Here is a 26,253-nt window from a genome sequence, read left to right on the forward strand (position 1 = left end):
TTTAGTAGAAATCCTTGAGGCTACAGCCATTACATGACACAGGCGAAAATGAATAAATCTCCTTTTTAGGTTATGAAAAATAATAGTAAGTCATAATATACCGCAAATACTTTCCCTTCAATAAGGGAAATAGGATTGTTTAATCCTCTAAATGGGAGAAAAGAAAGTTTTATTCTAAATATTTAGGTATACCCTCCTATTTTTATAGAAAAAATTTGCATGATATATTATTACCCCTTATATTAAACTAATTATTTAATAATTATAAAATACTAGTTACTATGACTTTACGGGTAATTATAATTTGCTTCACTTTAACCGGTTGTTTCGGGAATTTTAAAACCGGAGAACAACTGTATAACAGTGGTGATTTTGAAAAGGCAATCGACGAGTTCAATAAAGTACTCTTTGTAAGTATCACAGACCTAAAATCCCTACACCTAAGGGCTCGTTCATATGAGGAGTTAGGCGAATTGAAAAAAGCAGAGGCTGATTACAGAAAAATTCTAGCCTTAGACCCTGAATATGCCTATGCCTATACCGGCATTGCAAAACTCGCATGGGATAAAGGACGTTTTGTAGAAGCAGAGAATAATCTATTGAAGGCCGCAATGCTCGCCCCTGAGGACTATGATGTTTTGCTATTTTTATCAAGGGCCATGATAAAGAATGGGCGTCATAAAAGTGCTGTTGAATTCTTGGACTTGGCCATTAAGCTGAAACCTGAGGAAGCCAACCCACACTATTATAAAGGTATTGCCCAAGCACATGACGGTGACGGACTAGGGCTAATCGTATCTCTTAACGAGTACATTAATTTGGAACCCAATAATATCAGTGCTTATTATAATCGAGGTTTTGGTTTAATGACATTTGGTTATTATGCATGGGCTGTAGAGGATTTTGACAAGGTGCTTGAACTGGCTCCCAAACATTATGATGCATTAGCGAGAAGGGCCGTCTGCATGATGAAAAAAAATCCTAGACAAGCCTGTTTTGATTTAGAAACTGCAGCCATGAATGGAAATGAGTTTGCAATACAAAACCAAGGAGATTGCAAGGCTTACAATTGATTATTTTCGACAAAATAAGTATCCAATTTTAAATTTCCATTGTATCATTATATGGACAATTAAAGAAATACGCCATTTCAACAAAATATTTTCAAGATAAATTAGTTTATTATAACATAAAACCATTACCTTTATGCCATCCAAAAAAGACTTTGGTACAATAAATAAGTAAGTGCGCTGCAAAAGGCAGTGAGCAGTATACGTAAAAGTAGTATTTTCCTCTAAGAATTTCTCCCAACGTTTCCGATAGTTCATTAAACCAGAGCTATTCCCTCAACATTTTCTTTTTTATTGAATTAAGTAATATTTAATTCTTTTGTTATAAGTAAACAATAAAAAAATCAGCGAGACCTGATCATTTTGTTACCCTTAGATTAAGTGTACCGAAATTTTTAAAACCAATCGTGTAAACAATAAAGCCTTTATGGCTAAGATATTTTATCGTCATTGTTTAAACCTCAATTTAAGGATACAACTTTCAACACATAAGGGCAAAACTCAAGGTAAAAATATAAGCATCATAGTTTCAATACATAACAATGCTTTTCGCAAAAAACACAAGACCACTTCCCACAAATAAAAATCAATTTATCAATACAATACATCAATACTAATGCAAGAAGGAATAGTAAAGTTTTTCAATACAGAAAAAGGGTATGGATTCATTACCTCTAAAGATTCAGGTAAAGATATCTTTGTCCACAACAGTGGTTTAATCCATGAAATCATGGAAAACGACGAAGTATCTTATGATACTGAAGAAGGAAAAAAAGGACTTAACGCGGTCAACGTAGAGCGCATAGATTAATAACAACAACACTACAATTAAAACGAATAAAACAATGCAAGAAGGAACAGTAAAATTTTTCAACGAAGAAAAGGGATACGGATTTATTACACCTAGTGATTCAGGTAAAGACATTTTCGTACACAATAGTGGCTTGATCGATGAGATCAGAGAAAATGACAAAGTATCTTACGAAGAAGAACAAGGTCGTAAAGGCCTTAACGCAGTAAACGTTGAGGTAATAGGTTAATAAAACCAATCCTAGAAAAATTAAGAAGTGGTCATTTTGTGACCGCTTTTTTTTATACCCTACCCAATATACCTAAATCATTCGGTAATTAAATTAAGCTTCATCAGGCTAGTTTAGGCAACCGTATAATAACCTCAATTAAAGTTCACTAAGTTTAAATTCAATTCTTTTTTCCTTTAAAAATCATGTTCCAAGGCTATAATTGTCGCAATCACCCCTAACTCTGACGGATGTACACTGCACAAATAAATTTATTTTTTCGGAAATTAGATTTACACTAAAAATTATTATTCGATGCCACAAGAACTATGGTTAAATCTACCGGTTAAAGATCTATATAAAACAAAGGTATTTTTTTCTGAGCTTGGGTTTGAAAAGCTAAGGGATGCCCCTGAAATGATCGGGTTTAAAATTGGAGGGGTTTCAGTTATGATGGTTACAGAAACTCAGTTCGAAAAATTTGCCCAAAATAAAGTAAACGATACTTCCAAAGGCAGTGAGTTACTTTTATCCATTGGAGCTCCAAGTAAAGAATATGTAGATGCCATGGCTACAAAGGTGGAGGCAGTCGGTGGTACAGTATTTTCTAGTCCCGCTGCAATACAAGGTTGGATGTATGGTTTTGCATTTTCGGACTTAGATGGACATCGCTGGAATTATCTATATATGGACTTAGATCAAATGAGCCAATAAATTCCAATGCTTAAAATTTAAAATATAATGACAAAATTGACCATTGCCCCGGATTGTGGGAACTCACCGAAAAAAGCGTTTCTTAAAACTTTTAATGAATCTTTTGCAAGCGGAAACGCAACTTTTATTTGCTCACATGTCAGTGAAGATATAGTGTGGAAAATACATGGAGACAAAACTATCAAAGGGAAGCAAAAGTTCACCAAGGAAATCCATGCCATGAAACATAATATCGCAGATGAATTAATCATTCATTCCATCATTACACACGGAAAGGAAGCCTCAGTCAATGGTGAAATAAAAATGAAAAATTTCATTTATGCTTTTTGCGATGTCTATCGGTTTACGTCGGCAGCTAGTTCCCAAATTATTGAAATTCAATCTTATGTTATTCAAACTGCCCCGTAAACAAACCATCTAAGTAAAACTTCTTTAATTGGCCAATTCCAATAAACATTTAACCTTATAAAAATTAATCACTTTTTAGGGCATTGGCTCCTTACCCCGGGTTTTAAAATCTTTCACCGTTAGGCTAAGAGAGGAATTTGAATAGAGGAAGCGTGGAAATCCCCTAAAAGATGAGACTGCATCACCTTTTACCGCTTCAGCATGCCCCAAAAAGGGTTCGCAGGAACAGCTTAGTCGCTTTTAATGACAATTAAAATTGAGTTGGGTTTATAGTTAAGCAAAATAGAGCCTTTCAATCCCCCACAATAGCCTAGTTTGAATGACCTATTTTCACTTTCTTTAACAATAATTGTAGTTCAAATTTTTCGACTTGCCGGAGAATATTCCGTATTAAATTCTACTTTTGTATTCTCAAATATGAAAAGCAGTAAATTAGTCATTATACCTACATTCAACGAAAAGGAGAATATCCAAGACATGATTGTCGAGGTCATGGCATTGCCTGAAAGTTTCGACTTATTGGTGATCGATGACAATTCTCCGGATGGCACACCTGAATTGGTAAAACAAATGCAGGAAACCTATCCACAGCGGCTTTCTCTGATCGTTAGGAAAGGAAAGTTAGGATTGGGAACTGCGTACCTTGAAGGTTTTGCATATGCCTTAAAAGAAGGTTATGAGTATATTTTTGAAATGGATGCTGATTTTTCGCACAATCCACAGGATCTAAGTGTTTTGTATACCGCTGCCGTCACCGGCAATCATGACATGGTAATTGGTTCAAGGTATGTTTCCGGTGTAAATGTGGTCAACTGGCCTATGGGTAGGGTTTTAATGTCCTTCTTTGCCAGCAAATATGTACAGTTTATCACAGGAATCCCAATCAAAGATACCACAGCGGGATTTGTATGTTACCATAGAAAAGTATTGGAAGCCATTCAATTGGACAAGGTAAAATTCATAGGCTACGCTTTCCAAATCGAAATGAAGTTTACAACCTGGAAAATGGGCTTTAATATTTTAGAAGTGCCTATAATTTTTACAGATCGCACCAGAGGCACCTCCAAAATGTCTAAACATATCTTTAGAGAGGCCATTTTAGGAGTAATCTACATGAAAGTAAAAAGCATTTTTGTAAAACCTAAGCCGGTTAATCAAATTTAATTGATTTGATAGGGTTTACATTACTGATAATTACGGCCGGAATAAATAGTACAAGGGTAGTAATCATCAAAATCAACAAATTTAAACCAAAAATTATCGGCCAGTCCCATACTATAGGAACATAGCTCATGTAATAATTTTCTGCATTGAGTTTGAAAAGATGGGTTGTTTGTTGCAACAAACCAAAACCTAGCCCAATCAAGTTGCCGAGCAACATCCCCCTACTAATTATCCGTATGCCGTTCCATATGAAAATATTTCTTATTTGGCGATTACTGCTTCCCATGGCTTTAAGCAAGCCTATCATGGAGGTTCGTTCCATGATCAAGATAAAGAGGATGGACACCATATTAAAAGAAGCAACAAACAGGATTAAGGCTAAAAAAACGTAAACATTGTTATTAAGTAATTCCAACCAGTCAAAAATCTGAATAAACCTATCCGTAACTTTGGTTAATCTAAGGTCATAATCAATGCTTTCATACAATTCATCCTCATAAGCATCAATATTTTCCGGGTCATTAATAAAGACCTCAAATCCACCTACTTTATCCTCATCCCAATCATTGAGCACCTGGATTACACGTACATCTCCAAGTACAAACTTATCGTCAAAATCTTCCAGAAAAGTCTCATATAATCCCACGACTTCCAACCTTCTAAACCTGGGAGGATCTTGAACAAAATACATGGTGACTTTACTTCCAATATCCAGAAGCATTTTCCTCGCAATTTTGGTACTGACCACAATTTCATTTGAGGACCGTCCATTTTCCGGAAATTGGATAAACCGTCCTTTGACTATAGATGATTTAAAGGCCAGGCTATCAAAATCCCTACCTACCCCTTTCATCATGACACCTTCCACCTCCTCTTCCCCTTTGATAAGGGCAGGTTTATTGGCAAAAACCTGCACATGGCGGATATAATCACTTTCCTTGTAATTCGTATAAAAGTCACTTGTAGTACTTGTGGGCGAATCCTCTAAGGACTGGCTCATCACAAAGCGGTTGACTTGAAAATGACCAGTAAAGGAAAATACTTTATTGGAAATCACTGATTGAAAACCTCCCAAAATTAAAAAGGAAATAATCATAATAGACAAGCCAAGGGCAATACTGGCTACAGCGATTCTGTGGATGGTTCCGGTGAAACCTCCCGTCTTTTTAAAACTGATTCTTTTTGCAATGAAGTAGGAAAGGTTCAATGAAGTCGTTTATTTTGTTAACTGAAACGCAAATTAACATGAAGCAAACTAAATTAATACTTATCCTCGCTTTTTTGTTTGGCAATATGACTTTTTGTAAGAGTAAGCCGGATAAAAACAGCACTTCAATAGAAATTTCAGCTCCATCAGAGGTAGCTAAACCGGAAATTCTTCCAGGTGCTGATCGTCCGGAAGTTTATTTGCCAAAGCTAAGAGGTAAAAAAGTAGCTCTTGCAGTCAATCAGACTAGTATTTTACCCTCCAAAGACAATATGCATCTTGTTGATTTCCTGTTAGAACAAGGGATCGAGGTAAAAAAGGTTTTTGTTCCTGAACATGGTTTCAGAGGAAAGGCAGATGCAGGTGAAAAAGTTGACAATTCTGTTGATTCGGAAACCGGCATTCCGCTCGTTTCCTTATATGGAAGTTCAAAAAAGCCTTCAGAGGAGGCTTTAGCAGATGTGGACATCGTTATTTTTGATATTCAAGATGTAGGCATTCGCTTTTATACTTTCATCAGTACCTTACATTATTTAATGGAGGCCTGTGCAGAGCAGGATAAAAAGCTGATGATTTTTGACCGCCCTAACCCCAATGGAGACTATATTGATGGTCCTGTTCTAGAAAAGGGTTTCGAAAGCTTTGTTGGCATGCACCCAATTCCAATTGTACATGGGCTAACCGTAGGAGAATTGGCTCAAATGATTAACGGAGAGGGATGGTTAAAAGGTGCAATAAAAGCACCAATTGAAGTAATACCTGTTGCCAATTGGGAACACAAAGATCACTATTCTTTACCTGTTAAACCTTCCCCCAATTTACCTAATGACCTTGCCATTAGGCTGTACCCTTCCCTGTGCTTTTTTGAAGGAACAGATATAAGCCTAGGCAGAGGCACGATGTTTCCCTTTCAGGTATATGGTTATCCAGATCCTAAATTTGGTGATTTCACCTTTACGCCTGTAAGCATTGATGGCATGTCAAAATATCCACCTCAGCAAGACAAGCTTTGCTATGGCGAAGATTTAAGAGATGAACCCCTTACCCACCGATTTACCCTTTCTTATTTATTGGATGCTTACCGGGTTGCTGACAAAGGAAGCTCATTCTTCAATGCCTTTTTTGACAAACTAGCAGGTTCAGACCAATTAAGAAAATCCATCATTGCCGGAGAATCGGAGGAAAGTATCAGGTCATCCTGGCAAAAGGAACTCGATGCCTATAAAACAAAAAGAAAGCTTTACCTGATCTATAAATAAGCATATGGAAAAGAAAGACATGAAAATCATTTTCATGGGCACGCCTGAATTTGCAGTAGCTCCATTGGAAGCATTGATTCAAGACAATTGGAATATAGTGGCTGTGATCACCACCCAGGACAAATTACAAGGTAGAGGCCGAAAACCAAGAAGTTCAGCAGTTAAGGAATGTGCTGTCAAACATGGGATTCCGGTTCTTCAGCCAGCCAATTTAAAACATCCTGATTTTATTGAGACATTAAAATCCTACAAAGCTGACTTGCAAATAGTGGTTGCATTTAGAATGCTTCCAGAGGTAGTATGGTCCATGCCTCCCTTAGGCACATTCAATTTACACGCTTCACTTTTACCCGATTACAGAGGTGCTGCTCCCATCAATTGGGCCATTATCAATGGAGAGACCAAGACCGGGGTGACTACCTTTTTCCTTAAACATGAGATTGATACCGGTAGCATATTATTTCAGCAAGAAGTTTCTATCCTGCCTGAAGACAATTTGGGAGATCTGTATGAAAAACTAATGCTTGAAGGGGCAAAGTTAGTGGTCAAAACCATTGATGCTATTTCCAAGGGAGAAATTACCCCTCAAGATCAAGATGAGAGCAAGGCACTCAACCATGCGCCAAAAATCTTTAAGGAGACCGGTAAAATAGACTGGAATAAATCTGCCGTTTCCATAAACAATCTTATCCGTGGTCTCTCGCCCTACCCTGCTGCATGGTGTGAAATTAACCACAAAAGCTGTAAAATATTTAAGGCTGAAGTAGTGGCTGACACAAGTCCCAATGTCCTACCCGGTACAATCAAAACAGACAATAAAAGTTATGTTCATTTTCAAACAGGAGAAGGTACCTTGTCTATATTGGAATTACAATTGGAAGGGAAGAGAAAGATGGAAATTGGCGACTTTTTGAGAGGAAACACTCTTAATGTTTAGCCTTTTATGATAACCTCACAGGACTTGAAACAGCAAGTTTTAGGTTGCCCCTGGACTGATTGTTTTTTAGAATAAACCATCATTCAGCCTAAAAATAGTGAAAACTCAAGCCTAGGACCAAGTGAAAAAAATCAAAAATATTGCAAGCAGATTAAACCATTTGATTAAATTATAGTCTAAAGAATGAATGGAGCCAAAAAACGATGCAGCACTTCTAGAATTGATTAATTCCCCCAAAACCCGTGAAAAAGGGTTTCGTATTTTGGTGGAAACTTATCAAAGGAATGTATATGGAATCGTAAGAAAGATGGTTATTATTCATGATGATGCCAATGATGTGGTTCAAAACACATTTATTAAGGCTTTTAAAAACATTCACAAGTTCAATCAAAAATCCACCTTATTTACCTGGATTTATAGAATTGCTGTAAATGAAAGTCTGAATTTTATTGAAAAGAGAAAAAGGAAGATGTCTACTCCCATAGAGGATTACCATGAAAAAATGGAAAACTATGTGGATCAATCCCCGCTGGTAGATGGCAATGAGATAGAGAAAAAACTTCAAAAAGCCATTCTAAAATTACCTACCAAGCAACGTTTGATATTTAACTTAAGGTATTTTGATGAATTGCCTTATGAAGAAATGAGTAAAATCACTGAAACCAGTGTGGGAAGTCTTAAGGCAGGATATCACCATGCTGTCAAAAAGATTGAAGATTACCTAAGCAATGATTAAACCATTGGCTAAACAAACTGTCTAACAATCGTATGGAAAAATTCTCAAAGAAAAACATATTCAAGGTACCGGAAAATTACTTTGAGAAACTTCCGGATCAAATCCTTGAAAAAAGGAAACCCAAGGCCTTGCACTATTACCTAAGTGGTATGGCGGCTGCAGCGGTTGTTGTCATTGGTTTTTTCATGTTTCATGGAAATGAAACGGTAACTACTTCCAATAATTACCAGGTAGAACTGAATGAAGAAGTAGAATATTATATCGAGTCGGGCGTATGGAATGTCGAAGATGTACTTTCTTTGGCGGAGAATCCAAATGAGTTGCTTGATTATATTACAGAAGAAGAGTGGAGCAATCAGACTTGGGTGGATGAAGGTTTATTAGAGAATGAAATATTTTATTGATATGAAAAAGCTATTTATTGTTTTCTTATTAACAAGTCTTTCCATTGTTGGCTATGGCCAAAGAAACAATCAAGTGGACAAAGAAAAGCTGGAGGCAGCGAGAGTGGCCTTCATTACCAACCGGCTTTCATTAAGCCCTGATCAAGCGGCGAAATTTTGGCCTTTATACAATGAGTATCAGGAAAAAAGAAATACGGTGATGCGAGAAATGCGTCAAATTTCAAAGAAAGGTGAAGAACAAATAACAAATGAGCAGGCGGAGGAATTGATAGAGAAGAGATTCAAGCTCCAAGAAAACCTATTGCTTGAAGAGAAAAATTTCACAAAGAAAATTGCTTTAAGTCTAAGTGCTATTCAAGCCTTAAAACTCAATGAAATCAATCGGGATTTTACAAGGCATATTTATAGAATGAATCGCAAACAGCGAGAATCCAAGTCGGAAGAAAACAACAATTAATGTTTATTTTTGAAAAATGTTCAACTTTTTAGGGCTTATTGAAAAGTAAGTGAATTTTTATAATTTAATCCGTTTTAAAATACCATAAACCAAAGGATATAAAAATCTTTTTCCGGCCTTGAAGGCTATTTATTGAAGTAACAATCCTTCTTCCTATTAAAAGGATTACTGCTTAAATTTTCTCTTCAAAAACCAAACACATTTCATTTTTTACACCGTAGAAAAATTCTTGGAAAAGGATTCAATATTGTCTACCATCAAAGTAAAATTATCCATCTTTTAAGCATATTTTTCGTTTATTTGTAGCATGCAGCAGCAAGCTATATCACTTCTATCCTTAAACGAACTGATCAAAAGAACTTTAGACAGTAACCTGTCTCCTACTTATTGGGTTATAGCAGAAATAGGAGAATTAAGGGCTGGGGTAAGAGGTCATGCTTACTTGGATTTGATAGAAAAAGTGGACGGAAATATATTGGCTAAAATCCGAGGCAATATTTGGTCCTATACCTACCAATCTATTTCAAGGAATTTTGAAAGTGTTACCGGGACTTCCCTTCAAGGAGGAATGAACATCATGGCTTTGGTGACTGTCCAATTCCACGAATTGTATGGAATTAGTCTAGTAATCAAAGATGTGGATCCCAACTTCACTTTGGGCGAAAGGGCCAGAAAAAGACAAGAGATCATAGGCAGGTTAACCAATGAAGGCCTTATGGACCTTAACAAGCAATATGTATTGCCCGTGGTCAGCCAAAAAATTGCCATTATAAGTTCTATTACTGCTGCAGGTTATGGGGATTTTATCAACCAGCTGGATCAAAATTCCCAAGAATATAAAGTTCATTACCGCTTGTTTCAGGCAGCTATGCAAGGCAAAGATGCAATACCTCAAATCATCGAAGCCATTCATCAAATAGAAGAGGCATTGATAGAGGAAAATTTCGACTTGCTGGTCATTATTAGGGGTGGAGGCGCCCAAACAGACCTGGACTGTTTTGATGATTATGAACTTGCCAAAACTATAGCCAATTCAAGTTTACCCATCATTACAGGGATAGGGCATGAAAGAGATGAATCCATTGCAGACCTTGTTGCTCATACCAAGTTGAAAACCCCAACCGCTGTAGCTAGTTTTATATTGTCCGGTTTTAGAGAATTTGAGGACCGCTTGCACAGAAATCTAGTGGGTATAGAAAGATACGTGCAGACCAGATTAAAAACCGAAGAATCAGGATTGACAGATAAAACACATATTTTGTTTAATATATTTCAAAATAAACTAAACAAAAATAACTTATTATTGGACAGGTATGCCCAACAAGCGAAAAGAAGTGCCTTATACAAAATAGACAAAGAGCGCATTAAGAGCGATCACCTGGCACAAAACTTACGTAAAGTAGTAACTAGGAAGTTAAATAAATCCGAAGAACGGATTCAGCAAATAGAGAAAACCATTGATCGCCTTAACCCGGAAACCCTTTTACTGAGAGGCTACACTAAAACCGAGAAAAACGGGCTTCCAATTCATGGACAAGATTTAGCAAAGGGTGATGAGTTGGTTACTTATACAAAATTGACAAAAATAACTTCTGTTATTAATAAATTAGAAAAAAATGAAAAACAAGAAGGATAACTTAAGCTATGATGAAGCCATATCCAGGTTAGAAAATTTGGTCAATCAGCTTGAGGAGGGTGAGCAGGGTATGGATGACTTAACCAAGATGGTAAAGGAGGCCAGTGATTTGGTTAAAGTTTGCAAACAAAAACTAAAGATGACTGCCGATGAAATCAAAAAGGCATTTGATGAAGAGTAGGAATTGATCGCTTTGAAATATCTATCCCGTACAAATTCCATCTTTTATTTAAGACCACAGGCATCATTTTATAATCAAAAACAGTACATTTGAAGGTAGGAATTGTGATCATTTTTTAAATGAAAAAAGTAAGTATACAAGAGGCAGAGAAACAAATTGATGCGTTGACCAAACAGATCAACCATTACAATCACCTTTATTATCAGGAAGACAATTCCGAAATTAGTGATTTTGAATTTGACAAATTACTGAATCAACTTATTCAGTTAGAGACTGATTTCCCTGAATTAAAAAAAGCTGACAGTCCCAGCCAACGAGTAGGCGGTACAATCACCAAAAATTTTGAAACGGCAGAACACGCTGTTAAAATGCTTTCTCTAGGAAATACTTACTCTAAGGAAGAATTGGTTGCTTTTGACGAGAGGGTATTTAAAGGTTTGGAACATAGAGATTACAATTATTTTTGTGAACTTAAATTTGATGGAGTAGCCATTAGTTTGGTTTACGAAAAGGGTAAATTGGTAAGAGCTGTAACAAGAGGAGATGGCTACAAGGGTGATGTGGTAACAGAGAATGTTAAAACCATCCGAAGTATTCCACTGTATATAAAAGACAAAGAAAATTTACCCGAGAAGTTCGAAGCCCGAGGAGAAATATTCTTATCCAAGCAAGGTTTTGAAAAGATCAATGCAGAAAGATTAAAAAACGGTGAAAGTCTCCTGGCCAACCCAAGAAACACCGCTTCCGGTACTTTAAAAATGCAAGATTCAGCTGTGGTCGCAAAACGAAGGCTGGATTGCTACCTGTATCAATTGATAGCAGACGATGTTGATATAGCTGAACATGGTGCCTCAATCCACCAACTTGAAGAATGGGGTTTCCATGTATCTCCCACCTACAAAAACTGTCAAAACCTGGAAGAGGTTTTAGAATACATTGAGCAGTGGAGAGAGAAACGGCATGATTTGTCTGTTGAAACGGATGGTGTTGTAATAAAGGTAAATGATTATCGACAACAGGAAGAATTAGGTTTCACAGCAAAAGTACCCAAATGGGCCATTGCCTATAAATACCAAGCAGAGAGTGCTGAAGCCACCCTCCTATCCATCCAATATCAAGTTGGAAGAACGGGAGCAATCACTCCTGTCGCCAACCTTTCTCCGGTACAATTGGCCGGAACTACGGTCAAAAGAGCATCCTTACACAATGCCAATGAAATTGAAAGGTTGGATTTGCATGAAGGAGACATCGTAAATGTAGAAAAAGGGGGGGAAATAATTCCTAAAATCACCGGGGTAGTAAAAGAGCGAAGGATAGAAGGAAGTAAACCCATTGAATACATCAAGGCATGTCCGGAATGTGGCACTACCCTAGAAAGGAATGAGGGAGAAGCCAAGCATTTCTGTCCAAATGACGAGGCCTGTCCACCTCAAGTATTGGGAAGAATTGAACATTTTGTTTCCAAACGAGCTATGGATATTGATTCCTTAGGGACAGAAAGGCTTAGGGCGTTGATACAGCAAGAATATGTGCAAGACTTTGCTGATCTTTATTTCTTGCCGGAGAAAAGAGAGGCACTCCTTGGTCTGGAAATTACCGATGACCAATATTCAAAAAATAGCGAAGGGTATTTGTATGTAAGTCTCAAGAAAGCATTGTATGCATTAACCCAACAATTAACTCTTAAGGAAATTGATGAGTTTATCGCAGAAAATGAAGAACTGAGTGTCTACCAAAAGGTCAATGAGTTCAAGGCATTTAACACGAATCGGGGAAAAAAAAGCAAGCAAAACGGACAAGCAATAGAGATGCTTTCTGTTCTGATAGACCATGGCCATTTTGACCTTGTTGAGGATTATGTACCAGTGGCTTATGTATTGGCAATATTGGTTGGAAAGGAAGACAGCATAGAAGAAATAAAAACGCTTACAAAAAATAAGAGCAGTGTACATGAAATAGTCATTCATGACCAAATTGGCTTATTTGAAAAGCATGTAGACGCCATCAATAAGTTAAAAGGGAATTCATTTCAAGAAGGGGTAATAAAAAACATGCTGGAAGGTATTGCTCAATCCATTAAACAGCCCTTTCCAAAAGTTTTATTCGGATTGGGCATTAGAAATATTGGTGAAAACACCGCCATATTATTGGCCAAGCATTTTCAAAATATTGAGAATTTAGAAAAGGCAAGTTCTGAAGAATTACTAGCAATCAATGGTGTTGGAGAAACATTGGTAACTAGTATTCAATTATTTTTCGCAAAAGAGAAAAATAAATCAATCATTAAGAAGTTAAAAGAAAAAGGTCTACAATTCCAACTCTCTTCAGAAGAAACCCAACTTGAAAGCACAATATTGGAGGGCAAAAAAATACTGGCTTCGGGTCGCTTAAATCATTTTAAGAGAGATGAAATCATAGATTTTATCGCTTCCCACGGGGGTACCTACTCCAAGTCTGTTTCCAAAAACCTGGATTTTATAATTGAAGGTGAGGACATGGGTCCCAGCAAGAAAGAAAAGGCCGAGAAATTAAATATTCCATTGATTTCAGAGGAATCATTTATAAAAATGTGTACAACAAATAAAGAAATAAAATAAAAACAGATGAAATGGATAAGGGAATATTACGTAAAAAGCACTTTGGAAAAGCCAAAGAAGAAACCTACCCAAAAATCCATCTTATTGAATACAGAAAATATAAAGACCATATCCATAATAGCCAATAATAAGGATGAAATTGAGTCCATCACTGAGGTAATTCATTCCGACTTGGATGAAAACATAAGGGTAATAGGAAATTATTATGATGAGAAATCAATAGATGAACAGGCTTTTTCTTATAAAGATTTTACTTTATTTGGTAAACCTAGAGAAAAACTAATTCAATTGCTTTCCCTTAAACCAGATTTGATTATTTTTACCCCTGAAAAGCTGAATTACTTTACCTTATTTTTACTACAATTACAATCGGCATCTTATAGTATGGGGTTTTATAATGAGGAAACAAAGCCCTATTTGGACTTGATGTTGAACAATGAAGAAAAAGATATTCAATCAGGAACCGCACTGTTGATAAAATATTTAAAGCAGATCAATTAAAATGAAAAAGTTTACAGGTACCGGAGTAGCCTTAGTCACTCCCTTTAAAGCAGATGGAGCTATTGATTACCCTGCTTTGGAGAGAGTTATTGAGCATGTTATTCTGGGAAATGTTGATTATTTGGTGGTACAAGGCACCACAGGAGAATCAGCTACACTTACTGAGGAAGAAAAGATGGAAGTTTTAGCTTTCACAAAGAAAATCAATCGCTCTAGGGTCCCTATTGTCTATGGACTTGGAGGAAACAACACAGCTGCACTTTTAGCAGCTATGGATACCATTGATTTTTCTGAGGTTGAGGCGGTGCTTTCAGTAAGCCCCTATTACAATAAACCCAGCCAAGCAGGTATCATTGCACATTATGAGACCCTGGCGGATAAATGCCCTGTTCCAATAATTTTATACAATGTTCCAGGGAGAACAATGTCTAATATAAGTGCCGCAACCACTTTAAAGTTAGCCCAACATAAAAACATCATTGGGGTTAAAGAAGCCAGCGGAAATTTAGAACAATGCATGCGGATTGTTAATGGTAAACCGGATGACTTTCTTTTGATCTCAGGAGATGATATGAATACCACACCGATGAGAAGTATCGGCGCTGAAGGTGTGATTTCTGTAATGGCCAATGCTTATCCTGAAATAATGGGGGCAATTATTCACGGAAATGGAGAATATTCTAAGAAAGGAACATTCAGTTTGTTGGATATCAATCCACTTATGTATGAAGAAAGCAATCCTGTTGGTGTAAAATGCCTAATGGAATATTTGGGTATCTGTGAAAGTCATGTCAGACTTCCATTACAAAAAGCTTCCAATGATTTGAGAAATAGAATTATCACTGCAGCAGACCGCATCAATACCAATCAATTTTACTCTCCTCATCTTGAGTAGAAAATATATTGCACAAAAAAAGGGGGCCTTATATTAATAAGTCCCCCTTTTTTATGTTACTAAACTCAAGAATTTTTGATATCCTGTACTTCTTTTCTGATATCTTGAGCCATATTTTTTAAATCTTGCATGCCTTTTCTTACCCTTGTTCCTGCCGCTTGATTTTTCTTATCGTAGAATTTGTCAAAATCAGCTTCAAGAGACATTATAAGATCTTTGATTTCATTAAATCTGTTCATAATTAAAAGTTTATTTAGGTTAATGATGAAATTGTTTTTTTATTCAATATAGGTAAATAGTTTATTAATGTACAGTATTGGCCCTTTTTTCTAGGTTTATTCACCAAAAGATGTCGCCAACTCTGTAGTTTTATAATAACCACTACTTAATTTTTCTTTAATTGCCTCAAATGCAGCAATTGTCTCTTCCACATCTGCTATACTATGTACCGCAGTTGGGATTAAACGCAATATAATCATTCCCTTTGGAACGACAGGATAAATCACAACTGAACAAAAGATATTATAGTTTTCACGTAAATCTTTGCTTAATGTAGCCGCTTCACCTACAGTACCGTTCAATACTACCGGGGTTACAGGTGAATTGGTAGTACCGATACTGAACCCTTTTTCTTTCAAACCATTTTGAAGCGCATTCACTATCTTCCAAAGGTTATTTTTGTATTCAGGTCGGCTTCTGATTAAATCCAGTCGCTTCAAAGCTCCTTCCACCATGATAAGCGGTAGCGCTTTTGCAAATATTTGAGAACGCATATTGTATTTCAAGTAATGAATTACTTTCGCATCACCCGCAATAAACGCGCCAATACTTGCCATTGACTTAGCAAAAGTTGAAAAATATAAATCAACTTCTTGCTGTACTCCTTGCTCTTCACAAGTTCCTGCACCGGTTTTACCCATTGTTCCGAAGCCATGTGCATCGTCTACCAAAAGACGAAACTGAAATTTATCTTTCAGTTTCACAATTTCATTCAACTTGCCCATATCTCCGGTCATACCAAATACACCTTCAGTAATAACCAAGACACCGCCACCGGTTTCTTTGCTAAGTTTTTCTGCTCTTTTCAACTGTTTCTCACAGCTTTCCATGTCATTGTGAGGATATACAAATCGCTTACCGATATGCATCCGCAAAGCATCTATAATACAAGCATGACATTCACTATCGTAGACTATTACATCTTTTCTATCGATCAATGAATCAATCACACTCATGATGCCTTGATAGCCGTAGTTAAGCAAATATGCTTTTTCTTTACCCACAAATTGTGCCAACTCACTCTCGAGCTGCTCATGTAGGTCAGTATTTCCAGACATCATCCTTGCGCCCATTGGGTACGCTGCTCCCCACTTTGTGGCAGCATCAGCATCTACTTGTCTTACTTCCGGATCATTTCCTAATCCTAAATAATTGTTCAAACTCCAATTCAGAACTTCTTTACCCTTAAATTTCATTCTAGGTGCAATTTCACCCTCCAATTTAGGGAACATGAAATATCCTTCTGATAACTCGGAATGTTTTCCTAACGGACCAAGATTGGTATTCAGTTTTTCAAATATATCCAATGTGTATTTACTTTGATGTTCAACAAATTACTAACTCAATTGGCTAATAAAACCCTCAAAAATAAGATTTTTAAGTGGATTCAACAAAATTACGTTGATTTTTGGTGAATTCAGTATTCAGCCTTACCCAATATCTATTGCCTATTGGGAGTTTAAGTTTGCTTTTAAATTGTAGATTTGCAAATGCAAAGGGGCTAAAATTAATAGTTTCCTTTTCACCAAACTTTCAATTTTATAATGTACCTAACCACTTAACGAATAATTAGTCTTTATTATGTAGCTCTCGAGCATAATACGCTACCCTATCTATGAAAATAACTGATAAAACCATCGTCCTTTCTTCAAATTCCCCAAGAAGACAACAATTGCTTAAGGACTTGGGCTTCTCCTTTAAGGTAAAAACCTTGCATACAGATGAAAGTTTCCCTAGTGATATGGAAGCCAAACAAGTGGCATCCTTTCTAGCCGAGAAAAAAGCCAATACTTTTCTTCCCCATTTAAAAGATGACCAAGTACTTATTACTGCTGATACCATTGTTATTGCCAATCAAACCATTCTCAATAAACCTCAGAATGATGAAGATGCCATAAAAATGATTCATGCAATCAATGGTAAATCTCATTTGGTAGTTACAGGAGTTTGTATTGCAGATACCAAACAAAAAACAACCTTTTTTGACCAGACAGAAGTGACATTTTCAAAGTTAAGTGAGGAGGAAATTGCCTATTATGTACATACATTCAAACCTTTTGATAAGGCTGGGGCTTATGGTATTCAAGAATGGATAGGCATGGTGGGCATAGACAGTATCAAAGGTTCCTATTATAATGTAATGGGACTCCCTGTTAATTTGCTATACAAAATCTTAAAGGCTAATTATAAATTAACTTTATAGCCTTTTTACTTTCGCAGCTCATTTATGCATCTATAGTATTGTATTTGCTTCCAATTCATGGGAAGTGTTCAATAGTCAACCTATTTTATGGATTCAACTTTTTAATTAAGCAAAAGGCAATAAGATTGCCTTTTGCTTAATTATCAGCTTGTTTCTCTACATATTTAGAAAACTCTTTTATTATTTTCTCTGCTGAGGTAAAGAGGTTTTTGGTTTTCTGCTTGGGCTTGGTTATTTCGCCTACTGCACTTATTCTCATGACTACTTTATCTTTCTTGGTATCTATAAAGTCTACCACCAACTCCCCCATATCATACTTTTCAATGCTATAGGTACTTCTACCCGCACCATATGGGTAAGGCATCATGTATGGGCTGTACATTCCATAATATGGACTCATCATGGGCGTTCTGTTGACCTCTTTTTGCCTATCTGTAAGGTTGGTATTGTACCTTACAATTAAATCCGGTTTGGTTTCGTCTTCCGAAAACCCCATATTTCTCATCCCTTCTGAAAGTCTATGTTTCAAATTTTCTTCGAGAACAGGTGATTCAAATGCATCTTTATCGTAATATTGATTGATTACAAAGAATGTATCGTAGGTATCAAAACTTGCCACTTCATTCTTTTCCATGAAAACCCGAACAGGGCTACAGGCGGAAAAGAAAATGCTTAGAATTAATGCCAATATGCCAATTGAATATTTCATAATTTTTACCTTAATTTTTAACTTCAAGACGAAGACAAAACGTAAAATGTTGCATCAAAGTATAATTTGAATCAAAACTCATTATAAGCCTCTATTGAAATAATCTTTTTTGTGACAAAAAACTTGTATCCTTGTACCTATGCGTGAAAAGGTTGATTTAAACTGTGATTTGGGAGAAGGAATGGCCAATGATAAAGCCATTATGCCTTTTTTAGGGAGTTGTAATATTGCTGCCGGTGGGCATGCCGGTGACAAGCATACCATACTTGAAACGATCAAATTGGCCAAAAAACATCAGGTAAAAATTGGCGCACACCCCTCCTATCCTGACCAACAAAATTTTGGAAGAAAGCCCATGGATATCTCATTTGCTCAACTTGAAGAAAGCCTTTTTCATCAAATTAATTTGGTAAAAAAATTAGCCGCCACTGAAAGCAAATCCATGCACCACATTAAGTTTCACGGAGCATTATACCTTAAAAGTCTCACTTCTGCCAGTTTAGCAGAAAATCTCGCCAAATTTTTGGCCCATAATTATCAAGGCATACACCTATATGCACCCTATGGCTCCTACATGGCTGAAGAGGCCCGGAAACATAAGATTCTTTTAAAGAACGAAGGTTTTGCAGATAGGGCCTATATGACAAGTTCCACATTGGTAAGCCGAAAAAAATCTAATGCTATTCTTATAAACCTTGACGAGGTTAGGCATCAGGTTTTATCAATGGTTTATAAAGGTAAAGTACCCACTTTTGATAAACAGAGCCATGACATAATTGTAGACACAATATGTATTCATGGAGACCATCCTAAAGCTTTGGAAATAGCCCAATTACTAGGCCCCTTGCTTGCTACTTCCACTTTAAACCAATAAGGATGAAATACCCCATTAAAATATTATATCTTGGAATTGATACCATAGAACTTCACTGGCCGGAAATCATTGCAGAAGACTTATTGATTGAAATGATTACCATAAAAAATTTGATTCAAAAAAAATGGCATATCATCATATCATCCATCTACCATAGTTATCAAATTTTAAGTATTCGGCTAAAGCATGTAGCCAATAGTGCTGTTTTTATGGCTTGGTTAGAAGAGTTGATCCAGGGGCCTATACCAAAGGTTGACTTGCCTCAAAGATGGATATGGACCGTTCCTGTATGCTATGAGCAGGAAATAGTCCCCTCCATCAGCAAATATCTGGAGAAAAAAGACATGGATGTACAAACCTTAGTCAAACAACATAGCTCCCAGCAATACCTACTGTATTTTTATGGTTTTTTACCGGGCTTTATGTATTTGGGTGGCCTTCCGAAGGTCCTGCATATCCCCAGAAAAGATATTCCTGATAGAAACATCGCCAAAGGGAGTGTGGCCATAGGTGGGGAACAGACAGGTATTTATCCAATTGACAGCCCCGGAGGATGGTATGTTGTGGGTAAAATGCCAGTCCCTATATTTGGCAATGGTAAATTAAATTTACCTTTTAATCCCGGAGATAAAATTCAGTTTGAAGCCATTTCTTCAAGAGAATTAATAGAGATTCAGGAAGCAAGTAATTATAATTGGGAAAAAACATTGTATCGTGGGTAAAATAGTCTTTATAAAAGCCGGATTATTTACTACAATCCAGGATCAGGGGAGGTTAGGTTTTGTGGACAAAGGAATCCCAATTTCAGGGCCTATGGATGAATCTTCCTTCCATTTGGCCAATTTGCTGGCAAGAAAAAATCCCGGCGCAGCATGTCTCGAAATATATATGGGCAATGTATTGCTTTACTTCACCGAAAATTGCCAAATAGTATGCACAGGGGCCAATGCAAAAATCAAGGTTGAATCAAAGGTATATGGCACCAATGAAATCATCAATATTTCTGCCTATTCAAAGGTAAATATCGCTTCATTTCGTCAAGGTCAATGGCTTTATCTGGCTATTAATGGAGTTTTTGATAGTGAATGTATTATGGGTAGTCAAAGTTTTTACCAAGAAATCACTCCTCTGGCCAAATTTAGAGACAGTGATATTTTAACTTTTACTAGTTCTTCCGACCTTATTCCTACAGATTTTTCCAAGGTTAAGCCAAGAGGATTTTCCAACGCTCCTCAAATTCCGGTCTTTCCGGGACCTTCCTTTTCTTCCTTGAGCAAAGCTCAACAACATGCACTGACTGACTCTAGTTTAACACTTTCTCCCATCCAAAACAGAATGGGAATTCAGTTGGTGGAAAAAATTAAACATTCCCTTCCTGAGCTGATTTCAGGCCCGGTGTATCCCGGTACAGTTCAATTGACCCAAGCGGGAAAAATCATTATTTTAATGAAGGATGCCCAAGTAACTGGGGGATATCCTCGTGTTTTACAACTAACAAGCAGCGGTATCTCAAAGCTCTCTCAGTTAAGGCCACAAACAAAGTTCAAATTTCACCTGGTCACGCAAAAGGACTTTGCCAATTAATGGATACAGGTCAAGCATTTGTTAATATTGGTCATAGATCCACCCACACAATATTGCCAACCCAAAACTTACTAAGGTTCCAATCAAAATATACTCTGTCAGCTTTCTGTCTTTAGACTCCTTCAGATCTCCAAACCTAAATACCGACTTTGCTGCCACCAAAAATCCTATGGCTTCCCATCTTCCGGCAATTATAAAAATTAAAACAAACCATCTTTCCAGTATACCAATGTATTGCCCTGCTTTTTCCAATGAACCAATTTCATCATCTGTTGCAGGTGTCCATTTTGAAATGATCGTCTTGATTATTATTGAGGAAGGTATTGATAAGAAAACAAGCAAAGTAAGCACCAACCAAAGTTTTTCTGAAATTGGGTACAGTAGCGCAATAAAACCTGGATCTATCCAAGCTACCACCACGCCTATGGTTAACAAATGCGCCAGTTGATCTATAAAAAACCAATACCTTTTGGTACTCGGTTTTTGTGCATATAACTTAATTAGGTCCACAAGCCCATGAACAAACACAATCCCTAAAGCATAAGGCCAAAAACTCATGTCAGCCATGATTAGCATAATAAGTAAGCCATGTACCAATAGGTGCAAGTAAAGTTGGTAGGCCTTGAACTTTTTTGCTTCTTTTGCCTCCACCCATCGGCTGGGTTGAAAGACAAAATCTCCCAATAAGTGAGCTAAAATCAGCTTTATTAATATTATCATGAGGTAAACTTTGCTATTCGTTTTGGAAAATAATTCACCAATGTATTAATTACTTCAAAATGAGCCCTGGAAAGCCGTGCACTTACTGAGTTTTGACTAATATGCTCCATCGCTCCTAATGCTGTTTGATTTTTTTCAGGGTGCTTGAATGCAAGACATACCATTTTTGCAGAATTGATTGACCAGTTGTCCATGATCGTCAATGCCAATCGAAGCATAAGGTTTATTTCCTCGTTTAACTCCGTGTATTCACTCTTGAACATTATCCCCTGCTGCTCCTTTTCAAGCTCCTCAAATATCTCGCCCGAATAAACATAAGCAGGTCCATTATTTTCCAATAGTCTATCGGATACATAATGCTCCTCTCCTATACCCAGGCCCATCCGTATGTCCAACGGTGCTATTGACCTGATGGCAGCCTTTAATAATATGGCTGCAAATAATAACTTCCCCGGTTCCTTTATTCTCAATTGAAAGCTGTCTCCCCGATAGATTTCCCAATCGCTTCCCTCCTTTCCCCATTCTTTCAATTCTTTCTTTAATTCCTGCATCCATTGGGCTGCCGGAACTTTACGTGAATTGATCAAGTCTGCTGTGATGATCCCTATCATTGAATGTTTCATTTATCTACTATTTACAAGATAAATCAATTTATCGATTAATTAGTAGATAATCAAAATTATCGACTAAAAAGAAGATAAATTTAAGAATTTAACATGAATTGATCCATAACACCCACTATACCAATAAGAAAGAAGCCAATCAAACCTGTCACCAAAAGGTAATACAAGGTAGGAAGAATGGTTTTGCGAAGCACACTTCCTTCTTTGCCTAGAAGCCCAACAGTGGCAGAGGCTGCTACAACATTGTGTATGGCGATCATATTTCCGGCTGCCGCACCAACTGCCTGCAATGCTAAAATCCAGGTGGGAGACATTCCAAGGTTATCAGCAACTCCAAATTGAAACAAGCTAAACATTAAATTGCTAATGGTATTGCTACCGGCAATAAAGGCACCAAGTGCCCCTATAAATGGAGCAAAGAATGGATAAACCATCCCCACTTTAACTGCCGACCATTCTGCCATCAAAATAGGCATAGACAGCATACCTGAAGCATTCTCCCCTGAGTTAATATATACCCTTACCATGGCAACAGCAAAGAGTAACACTGCACCTGCTTTGAAAATCATTTGTCCACTTTCAGAAAATGCCGCTTTCACTGCCTTGCCATTCATCCCATGAAGAAAATAAGTAAAGACACAGACAATAAGCAAAAGTGTACCGGGCAAATACAAGGGAGTGCTGGTGGCAGCAATATTGGTTCCAAGTATGGGGTCAATGCCAAAAGAAATACTGGTTAACCAATTTTTAAAAGGCAATTGAGGCAGCCTGCTTAACACCAATAAAGCGGCTAATAAAACATAAGGTAGCCAAGCCAATTGTAATGAGAATTTAGGCTTCATTGAAGTCATCTCAGCTTCAGCTTCGTTATTTTTAAAATTTGCTGCTCCCAACCAGTCTTCAGGCCAATGCTTGGCTTCTTCCATTTCCCAAGTTAATTTAGGCACCAAAAAGCCCTTTCTGGCTGCAGAAACTACCAAAGCCAAGCCCACCAAAGCGCCAATAAGAGAAGGGAATTCAGGCCCTAAAAAAAGCCCTGTAATCAGATAAGGAATGGTAAATGACAACCCGGCAAAAATAGCAAAAGGAAAAACCTGAAACCCTTCCTTCCATGACCTGTTTTTACCAAAAAATCTACAAAGCATCAAAACCATTAAGAAAGGCATAAAGCTCCCGACAAGGGCATGTACAATGGCCGCATTACCGGTAACAGCAGCCAAGACATCAGCAATATTTAATCCCATCAAATCTAACCTGGATGTCAACTCAGGATTTTCCATACCTCCTTTAACGCCAACCAATATAGGCGTTCCCACCGCACCGAAAGTAACGGCAGTACTTTGAACCATCATACCCAACACAACAGCTGCCAAGGCCGGAAAACCAAGGGCAACCAATAAAGGGGCAACTATAGCCGCAGGTGTTCCAAACCCGGCAGCTCCTTCAAGAAAAGATCCAAAAAGCCAGACAATGATGATTACCTGAATTCTTCGGTCTTTACTTATTCCAAAAAAACCATCCCGAATACGGTCGACAGCTCCTGAATACTTAAGAAAATTAAGCAATAAAATAGCACCAAAAACAATGTATAGGATATCAAAAGTGATAAACAAACTTTGAATGGTGGAAGCCAGAATTGTCAATAGGGACATTCCCCAGAAGGCAAAAGCCAAAATTGAGGTAAGCAGAAAAGTCACCGGCATCGTAATTTTGGCGGCAACACGAAAACCTACCAACATTACTGATGCAACCAGAATTGGAAAAACGGCTAGGAAAAACAATAGGGTTTGAGACATCTTTTACAACAAATGTATATAATCGCTAAAAGCATTAAACAATAAAATCCAGATTTTCTGTGATTCGCTCTCCATTTTTATTCAAATGGTTGATATAGCGATCAATTCTTTTTTCAGCAAGCTTTAAATCAACATTATTTAGGTTAATATTCAACAAATCAATGAACCATGGAATCTTCTTCTCTTGCTCAACGTACTTTTTTACAATGGCCTTGGCAATGGGAAGTGTTGTAGCCTTGGAAGCTTCATGAACATCTTTGCTATCCGCAGCTAAAAGTTTAAGATACTCCTCCTCCAATAACCTGTTATACAATTCTTCGGTGAATACATCTCCTTGGGTAACACCGGCATCTTCATCAGCCTCGGTAATCCTAGCCCCTTTGTGAAGCCACTCCCATAAGATACTCAAGCGAATTTCACCTGTGGCCATATCCTCCATCAGATAAAGTACATTTTCATTACCAAAAAAATCAGCCGGCTTCAAAGCCGCAGCTTGCATGCCCTGCCCAAAAGCATTGGCATACTGCAAGCCTACACTCAATAAATTCCTTGCTCCTCTGATCGTTCTGGGAGCAGGTTCAAGGTGGATCAAGCCTTCGGCATCATCTTGGGTATAACTGAGCTTTTCAAAGCCTCTTCCCATTTGGTTGGCTTTGCCTGCTTTATCCCAAACGGGACGAACAATATGAACCATTTTCCAATGTGCTACCCATTTTCCACTTGCTCCTTCCCTTAGCTCTCTTTCCGCACCGGCCAAAGCTTTTTCCATGCTTGCACTTACGCCTTCCGTAGATCCAACAGGTATATTGGGCTCCATACCTCCTTGCCATAAGGCAAAATTACTTTTGTTATCAGGTGTATTGACGGCTCTCCTTACCCTATCTTCATAATTCCTCATGTAGCCATAAGTCATGCCTATAGATTCTATATTAGGGTTGATAAAGGACTGATCCCAGGCCATCGCATCTGAAACACTATTAATATAATCCCATCGACCCGTATTATAACCTACGAAGTGTTTTCCTAAAGCTGCCCTTATTTCCATTAGTTGGAAAGTTGCTTCTAGCTGCTCCACAAGTACATAGACCTTGATAGCTCCATCTTCCAGTCCCAAATGCTTTTCCAAAGCACTGATCATCTTATTCCACAATGCTGCTTCTTCGGCCGTTTGAATTTTTGGCAGGTACAGCACTATAGAAGCCTTTGCCGCCATCAAGGCCTGAAAATTATTCACCACATAAAGCACCAAATCAACAATGGAAGCTGAAAAAGAAGCACCACTGCTGAGACGGATATGTCTGTCATCTAAATGAAGACCCCTGGCCCTAAAAATCTTGGTGGTAAAGCCTAGCTGGGCTCTCCAATCAACAATTTTTTCCTGACCAAAGAAACTTTTACTCCAATTGTTCATTTGAGTAGCTACTTCTTCAGCCACTGTTAAAAATATTGGGGAGCCCTGAATGGCCAATTTAAGGTTACGCTGATTGTCCAAGGACATGGTAGACACCTGGCCTAAAGCATCTTCTCCATCAAACATCCAACCATCGGCACCGGAAAGTAAAGCATAAGCTACATTCCGAATACTACTTTCTAAACTTGCATTGGGCTTTGCTCCGGGTCCGGTACCTTGAATCCACTGTTGCTGAAGATCTGAGGGAATTTCAGCTCCTTCAAATTTGCCGGCCCTGGCATCCGATACCAGAATATTTGTACCCGGTATATTGGTATCCGGATTTAAAAATGTCAATTTACTCCCTTTTCGACTCCTTTCTTTTCTCCGGCGAAGCCTGATATCCATTAGCTTTTTTACTTCTTCATTAAAGGGAGTCATGAATGAAAGGGCATCAATCACTCCGGGAGAATAAACATCCCCATAGGTCTCTCTTAAATTATTCCTAATAATGATTTCGGAATTACTCATCTTTATAGTTTCTTCTAGGTTATTGTTTCATGGTTTAAACTCCCATCTCCTAAGCAGACCTCCACCTACAGAGTAAAAGCATATAGAAAAGGGTTTCATTCGAAATATAGTAAAAGCGTAAGTAACATTAATCAAGCAAGATAACAAACCCTTGCTACCTCCACATTCCCTATTATATCAATAGCTAAAAAACACTAAGGAATAAATATCTATTTAAATTCCCAAGGTAAAAAATTTGCTCAAAGGAAAACCCATGAAAAACACAAAACCAAACAAATTAAGTGTGTAGAATATGTAAATAAATAGGAAGCTTTAGTCCGGATGGTATAATTGAAGTCTTGTGTCAAATTTTAACTTAA

28 protein-coding genes are annotated in these 26,253 nt (G+C 37.4%); 20 read left to right on the forward strand and 8 right to left on the reverse strand.

Features of this window, described 5'->3' with window-relative positions; genetic code table 11:
• The first annotated feature begins 281 nt into the window (after nucleotides 1–281).
• The 6 genes from Q4534_RS01740 (at nucleotide 282) to Q4534_RS01765 (ending at nucleotide 4,375) form a co-directional block, all read left to right on the forward strand.
• A complete protein-coding gene (locus Q4534_RS01740; protein ID WP_303611444.1) occupies nucleotides 282–1,073 on the forward strand; it encodes a lipopolysaccharide assembly protein LapB in 792 nt (263 codons plus the stop codon).
• A 613-nt stretch (nucleotides 1,074–1,686) separates the two neighbouring features.
• Nucleotides 1,687–1,881, forward strand: a complete 195-nt coding sequence (locus tag Q4534_RS01745) for a cold-shock protein (RefSeq protein ID WP_303611445.1) — start codon at nucleotides 1,687–1,689, stop codon at nucleotides 1,879–1,881.
• 34 nt (nucleotides 1,882–1,915) lie between these two features.
• Nucleotides 1,916–2,110, forward strand: a complete 195-nt coding sequence (locus tag Q4534_RS01750) for a cold-shock protein (protein WP_014022331.1) — start codon at nucleotides 1,916–1,918, stop codon at nucleotides 2,108–2,110.
• A 294-nt stretch (nucleotides 2,111–2,404) separates the two neighbouring features.
• Complete coding sequence (locus Q4534_RS01755) at nucleotides 2,405–2,803, forward strand: VOC family protein (RefSeq protein WP_303611446.1); 399 nt, start codon at nucleotides 2,405–2,407, stop codon at nucleotides 2,801–2,803.
• A gap of 27 nt (nucleotides 2,804–2,830) precedes the next feature.
• Complete coding sequence (locus Q4534_RS01760; protein ID WP_303611447.1) at nucleotides 2,831–3,211, forward strand: nuclear transport factor 2 family protein; 381 nt, start codon at nucleotides 2,831–2,833, stop codon at nucleotides 3,209–3,211.
• Nucleotides 3,212–3,628: 417 nt separating this feature from the next.
• Entirely contained in the window at nucleotides 3,629–4,375 is a 747-nt protein-coding gene (locus Q4534_RS01765) for a polyprenol monophosphomannose synthase (RefSeq protein ID WP_303611448.1), read from the forward strand.
• On the opposite strand, the gene Q4534_RS01770 is transcribed toward Q4534_RS01765, so the two are convergent.
• Nucleotides 4,362–5,582: an FtsX-like permease family protein gene (locus tag Q4534_RS01770; protein WP_303611449.1), complete on the reverse strand. Its 1,221-nt coding sequence runs from the start codon at nucleotides 5,580–5,582 to the stop codon at nucleotides 4,362–4,364. The two genes, Q4534_RS01765 and Q4534_RS01770, sit on opposite strands and share 14 nt — an antisense overlap.
• A gap of 38 nt (nucleotides 5,583–5,620) precedes the next feature.
• On the opposite strand from Q4534_RS01770, the gene Q4534_RS01775 reads away from it, so the two are divergent.
• From Q4534_RS01775 to dapA, 10 genes are all read left to right on the forward strand, one after another.
• On the forward strand, nucleotides 5,621–6,841 hold the full coding sequence (locus Q4534_RS01775) for a DUF1343 domain-containing protein (protein WP_303611450.1): 1,221 nt from the start codon (nucleotides 5,621–5,623) through the stop codon (nucleotides 6,839–6,841).
• A gap of 4 nt (nucleotides 6,842–6,845) precedes the next feature.
• Nucleotides 6,846–7,778 (forward strand): methionyl-tRNA formyltransferase, encoded by a 933-nt coding sequence (gene fmt, locus Q4534_RS01780; RefSeq protein ID WP_303611451.1) that lies wholly within the window; start codon nucleotides 6,846–6,848, stop codon nucleotides 7,776–7,778.
• Nucleotides 7,779–7,965: 187 nt separating this feature from the next.
• Nucleotides 7,966–8,514 (forward strand): RNA polymerase sigma factor, encoded by a 549-nt coding sequence (locus tag Q4534_RS01785; RefSeq protein WP_303611452.1) that lies wholly within the window; start codon nucleotides 7,966–7,968, stop codon nucleotides 8,512–8,514.
• A gap of 32 nt (nucleotides 8,515–8,546) precedes the next feature.
• Nucleotides 8,547–8,918: a hypothetical protein gene (locus tag Q4534_RS01790; RefSeq protein ID WP_303611453.1), complete on the forward strand. Its 372-nt coding sequence runs from the start codon at nucleotides 8,547–8,549 to the stop codon at nucleotides 8,916–8,918.
• 1 nt (nucleotide 8,919) lies between these two features.
• Nucleotides 8,920–9,375 (forward strand): Spy/CpxP family protein refolding chaperone, encoded by a 456-nt coding sequence (locus Q4534_RS01795; RefSeq protein WP_303611454.1) that lies wholly within the window; start codon nucleotides 8,920–8,922, stop codon nucleotides 9,373–9,375.
• A 307-nt stretch (nucleotides 9,376–9,682) separates the two neighbouring features.
• Nucleotides 9,683–11,011 (forward strand): exodeoxyribonuclease VII large subunit, encoded by a 1,329-nt coding sequence (xseA, locus tag Q4534_RS01800; protein ID WP_303611455.1) that lies wholly within the window; start codon nucleotides 9,683–9,685, stop codon nucleotides 11,009–11,011.
• Entirely contained in the window at nucleotides 10,992–11,192 is a 201-nt protein-coding gene (gene xseB / locus Q4534_RS01805; protein WP_303611456.1) for an exodeoxyribonuclease VII small subunit, read from the forward strand. Before xseA ends, xseB begins: the two co-directional genes overlap by 20 nt.
• Nucleotides 11,193–11,311: 119 nt before the next feature.
• Entirely contained in the window at nucleotides 11,312–13,789 is a 2,478-nt protein-coding gene (gene ligA / locus Q4534_RS01810) for an NAD-dependent DNA ligase LigA (protein ID WP_303611457.1), read from the forward strand.
• A 6-nt stretch (nucleotides 13,790–13,795) separates the two neighbouring features.
• Nucleotides 13,796–14,290 carry a DUF6913 domain-containing protein gene (locus tag Q4534_RS01815; protein WP_303611458.1) on the forward strand — a complete coding sequence of 165 codons (495 nt, stop codon included), beginning with the start codon at nucleotides 13,796–13,798 and terminating at the stop codon, nucleotides 14,288–14,290.
• A gap of 1 nt (nucleotide 14,291) precedes the next feature.
• On the forward strand, nucleotides 14,292–15,185 hold the full coding sequence (gene dapA / locus Q4534_RS01820; protein WP_303611459.1) for a 4-hydroxy-tetrahydrodipicolinate synthase: 894 nt from the start codon (nucleotides 14,292–14,294) through the stop codon (nucleotides 15,183–15,185).
• A 65-nt stretch (nucleotides 15,186–15,250) separates the two neighbouring features.
• Here the strand turns inward: dapA and Q4534_RS01825 are convergent, their stop codons facing one another.
• Nucleotides 15,251–15,424: a histone H1 gene (locus Q4534_RS01825; protein WP_014022346.1), complete on the reverse strand. Its 174-nt coding sequence runs from the start codon at nucleotides 15,422–15,424 to the stop codon at nucleotides 15,251–15,253.
• A gap of 96 nt (nucleotides 15,425–15,520) precedes the next feature.
• Nucleotides 15,521–16,771 carry an aminotransferase class I/II-fold pyridoxal phosphate-dependent enzyme gene (locus Q4534_RS01830; RefSeq protein WP_303611460.1) on the reverse strand — a complete coding sequence of 417 codons (1,251 nt, stop codon included), beginning with the start codon at nucleotides 16,769–16,771 and terminating at the stop codon, nucleotides 15,521–15,523.
• Between the two features lie 308 nt (nucleotides 16,772–17,079).
• Here Q4534_RS01830 and Q4534_RS01835 point away from each other — a divergent pair, with 308 nt between their 5' ends.
• Nucleotides 17,080–17,667, forward strand: coding sequence for a Maf family nucleotide pyrophosphatase (locus tag Q4534_RS01835; protein ID WP_303611461.1), 588 nt, complete (start codon nucleotides 17,080–17,082; stop codon nucleotides 17,665–17,667).
• Nucleotides 17,668–17,803: 136 nt separating this feature from the next.
• Here the strand turns inward: Q4534_RS01835 and Q4534_RS01840 are convergent, their stop codons facing one another.
• On the reverse strand, nucleotides 17,804–18,376 hold the full coding sequence (locus Q4534_RS01840) for a DUF4136 domain-containing protein (RefSeq protein ID WP_303611462.1): 573 nt from the start codon (nucleotides 18,374–18,376) through the stop codon (nucleotides 17,804–17,806).
• 139 nt (nucleotides 18,377–18,515) lie between these two features.
• Here Q4534_RS01840 and pxpA point away from each other — a divergent pair, with 139 nt between their 5' ends.
• The 3 genes from pxpA to Q4534_RS01855 are packed head-to-tail and all read left to right on the forward strand — an operon-like array spanning nucleotide 18,516 to nucleotide 20,834.
• Complete coding sequence (gene pxpA, locus Q4534_RS01845) at nucleotides 18,516–19,250, forward strand: 5-oxoprolinase subunit PxpA (RefSeq protein WP_303611463.1); 735 nt, start codon at nucleotides 18,516–18,518, stop codon at nucleotides 19,248–19,250.
• Nucleotides 19,251–19,252: 2 nt separating this feature from the next.
• Entirely contained in the window at nucleotides 19,253–19,972 is a 720-nt protein-coding gene (locus tag Q4534_RS01850; RefSeq protein WP_303611464.1) for an allophanate hydrolase subunit 1, read from the forward strand.
• A complete protein-coding gene (locus Q4534_RS01855) occupies nucleotides 19,965–20,834 on the forward strand; it encodes a biotin-dependent carboxyltransferase family protein (RefSeq protein ID WP_303611465.1) in 870 nt (289 codons plus the stop codon). The genes Q4534_RS01850 and Q4534_RS01855 overlap by 8 nt, the downstream gene beginning before the upstream one ends.
• Before the next feature lie 21 nt (nucleotides 20,835–20,855).
• Here the strand turns inward: Q4534_RS01855 and Q4534_RS01860 are convergent, their stop codons facing one another.
• The 4 genes from Q4534_RS01860 to Q4534_RS01875 all read right to left on the reverse strand — a co-directional run bounded on the left by Q4534_RS01860 (nucleotide 20,856) and on the right by Q4534_RS01875 (nucleotide 25,894).
• Nucleotides 20,856–21,554 (reverse strand): DUF3307 domain-containing protein, encoded by a 699-nt coding sequence (locus tag Q4534_RS01860; RefSeq protein WP_303611466.1) that lies wholly within the window; start codon nucleotides 21,552–21,554, stop codon nucleotides 20,856–20,858.
• Nucleotides 21,551–22,177 (reverse strand): SatD family protein, encoded by a 627-nt coding sequence (locus tag Q4534_RS01865; protein WP_303611467.1) that lies wholly within the window; start codon nucleotides 22,175–22,177, stop codon nucleotides 21,551–21,553. Before Q4534_RS01865 ends, Q4534_RS01860 begins: the two co-directional genes overlap by 4 nt.
• 80 nt (nucleotides 22,178–22,257) lie before the next feature.
• Entirely contained in the window at nucleotides 22,258–23,973 is a 1,716-nt protein-coding gene (locus Q4534_RS01870) for an L-lactate permease (protein WP_303611468.1), read from the reverse strand.
• Nucleotides 23,974–24,007: 34 nt separating this feature from the next.
• Nucleotides 24,008–25,894: a malate synthase gene (locus tag Q4534_RS01875; RefSeq protein WP_303611469.1), complete on the reverse strand. Its 1,887-nt coding sequence runs from the start codon at nucleotides 25,892–25,894 to the stop codon at nucleotides 24,008–24,010.
• Nucleotides 25,895–26,253: the final 359 nt, after the last annotated feature.

Source organism: Cyclobacterium sp. 1_MG-2023 (assembly GCF_030546805.1).
Classification (GTDB): Bacteria; Bacteroidota; Bacteroidia; order Cytophagales; family Cyclobacteriaceae; genus Cyclobacterium.

Excerpts from the sequence above, each read along its gene's own strand:
- Q4534_RS01750 (WP_014022331.1), top strand. The coding sequence starts at position 1,916 with ATGCAAGAAGGAACAGTAAAATTTTTCAACGAAGAAAAGGGATACGGA.
- Q4534_RS01865 (WP_303611467.1), bottom strand. The coding sequence starts at position 22,177 with ATGAAACATTCAATGATAGGGATCATCACAGCAGACTTGATCAATTCA.
- xseB (WP_303611456.1), top strand. The coding sequence starts at position 10,992 with ATGAAAAACAAGAAGGATAACTTAAGCTATGATGAAGCCATATCCAGG.
- xseA (WP_303611455.1), top strand. The coding sequence starts at position 9,683 with ATGCAGCAGCAAGCTATATCACTTCTATCCTTAAACGAACTGATCAAA.
- Q4534_RS01795 (WP_303611454.1), top strand. The coding sequence starts at position 8,920 with ATGAAAAAGCTATTTATTGTTTTCTTATTAACAAGTCTTTCCATTGTT.
- Q4534_RS01760 (WP_303611447.1), top strand. The coding sequence starts at position 2,831 with ATGACAAAATTGACCATTGCCCCGGATTGTGGGAACTCACCGAAAAAA.
- fmt (WP_303611451.1), top strand. The coding sequence starts at position 6,846 with ATGGAAAAGAAAGACATGAAAATCATTTTCATGGGCACGCCTGAATTT.
- Q4534_RS01875 (WP_303611469.1), bottom strand. The coding sequence starts at position 25,894 with ATGAGTAATTCCGAAATCATTATTAGGAATAATTTAAGAGAGACCTAT.
- Q4534_RS01860 (WP_303611466.1), bottom strand. The coding sequence starts at position 21,554 with ATGATAATATTAATAAAGCTGATTTTAGCTCACTTATTGGGAGATTTT.
- pxpA (WP_303611463.1), top strand. The coding sequence starts at position 18,516 with ATGCGTGAAAAGGTTGATTTAAACTGTGATTTGGGAGAAGGAATGGCC.
- Q4534_RS01850 (WP_303611464.1), top strand. The coding sequence starts at position 19,253 with ATGAAATACCCCATTAAAATATTATATCTTGGAATTGATACCATAGAA.
- Q4534_RS01840 (WP_303611462.1), bottom strand. The coding sequence starts at position 18,376 with ATGAAATATTCAATTGGCATATTGGCATTAATTCTAAGCATTTTCTTT.
- Q4534_RS01775 (WP_303611450.1), top strand. The coding sequence starts at position 5,621 with ATGAAGCAAACTAAATTAATACTTATCCTCGCTTTTTTGTTTGGCAAT.
- Q4534_RS01740 (WP_303611444.1), top strand. The coding sequence starts at position 282 with ATGACTTTACGGGTAATTATAATTTGCTTCACTTTAACCGGTTGTTTC.
- Q4534_RS01835 (WP_303611461.1), top strand. The coding sequence starts at position 17,080 with ATGAAAATAACTGATAAAACCATCGTCCTTTCTTCAAATTCCCCAAGA.
- Q4534_RS01790 (WP_303611453.1), top strand. The coding sequence starts at position 8,547 with ATGGAAAAATTCTCAAAGAAAAACATATTCAAGGTACCGGAAAATTAC.
- Q4534_RS01755 (WP_303611446.1), top strand. The coding sequence starts at position 2,405 with ATGCCACAAGAACTATGGTTAAATCTACCGGTTAAAGATCTATATAAA.
- dapA (WP_303611459.1), top strand. The coding sequence starts at position 14,292 with ATGAAAAAGTTTACAGGTACCGGAGTAGCCTTAGTCACTCCCTTTAAA.
- Q4534_RS01765 (WP_303611448.1), top strand. The coding sequence starts at position 3,629 with ATGAAAAGCAGTAAATTAGTCATTATACCTACATTCAACGAAAAGGAG.
- Q4534_RS01745 (WP_303611445.1), top strand. The coding sequence starts at position 1,687 with ATGCAAGAAGGAATAGTAAAGTTTTTCAATACAGAAAAAGGGTATGGA.
- Q4534_RS01825 (WP_014022346.1), bottom strand. The coding sequence starts at position 15,424 with ATGAACAGATTTAATGAAATCAAAGATCTTATAATGTCTCTTGAAGCT.
- Q4534_RS01785 (WP_303611452.1), top strand. The coding sequence starts at position 7,966 with ATGGAGCCAAAAAACGATGCAGCACTTCTAGAATTGATTAATTCCCCC.
- Q4534_RS01815 (WP_303611458.1), top strand. The coding sequence starts at position 13,796 with ATGAAATGGATAAGGGAATATTACGTAAAAAGCACTTTGGAAAAGCCA.
- Q4534_RS01870 (WP_303611468.1), bottom strand. The coding sequence starts at position 23,973 with ATGTCTCAAACCCTATTGTTTTTCCTAGCCGTTTTTCCAATTCTGGTT.
- ligA (WP_303611457.1), top strand. The coding sequence starts at position 11,312 with ATGAAAAAAGTAAGTATACAAGAGGCAGAGAAACAAATTGATGCGTTG.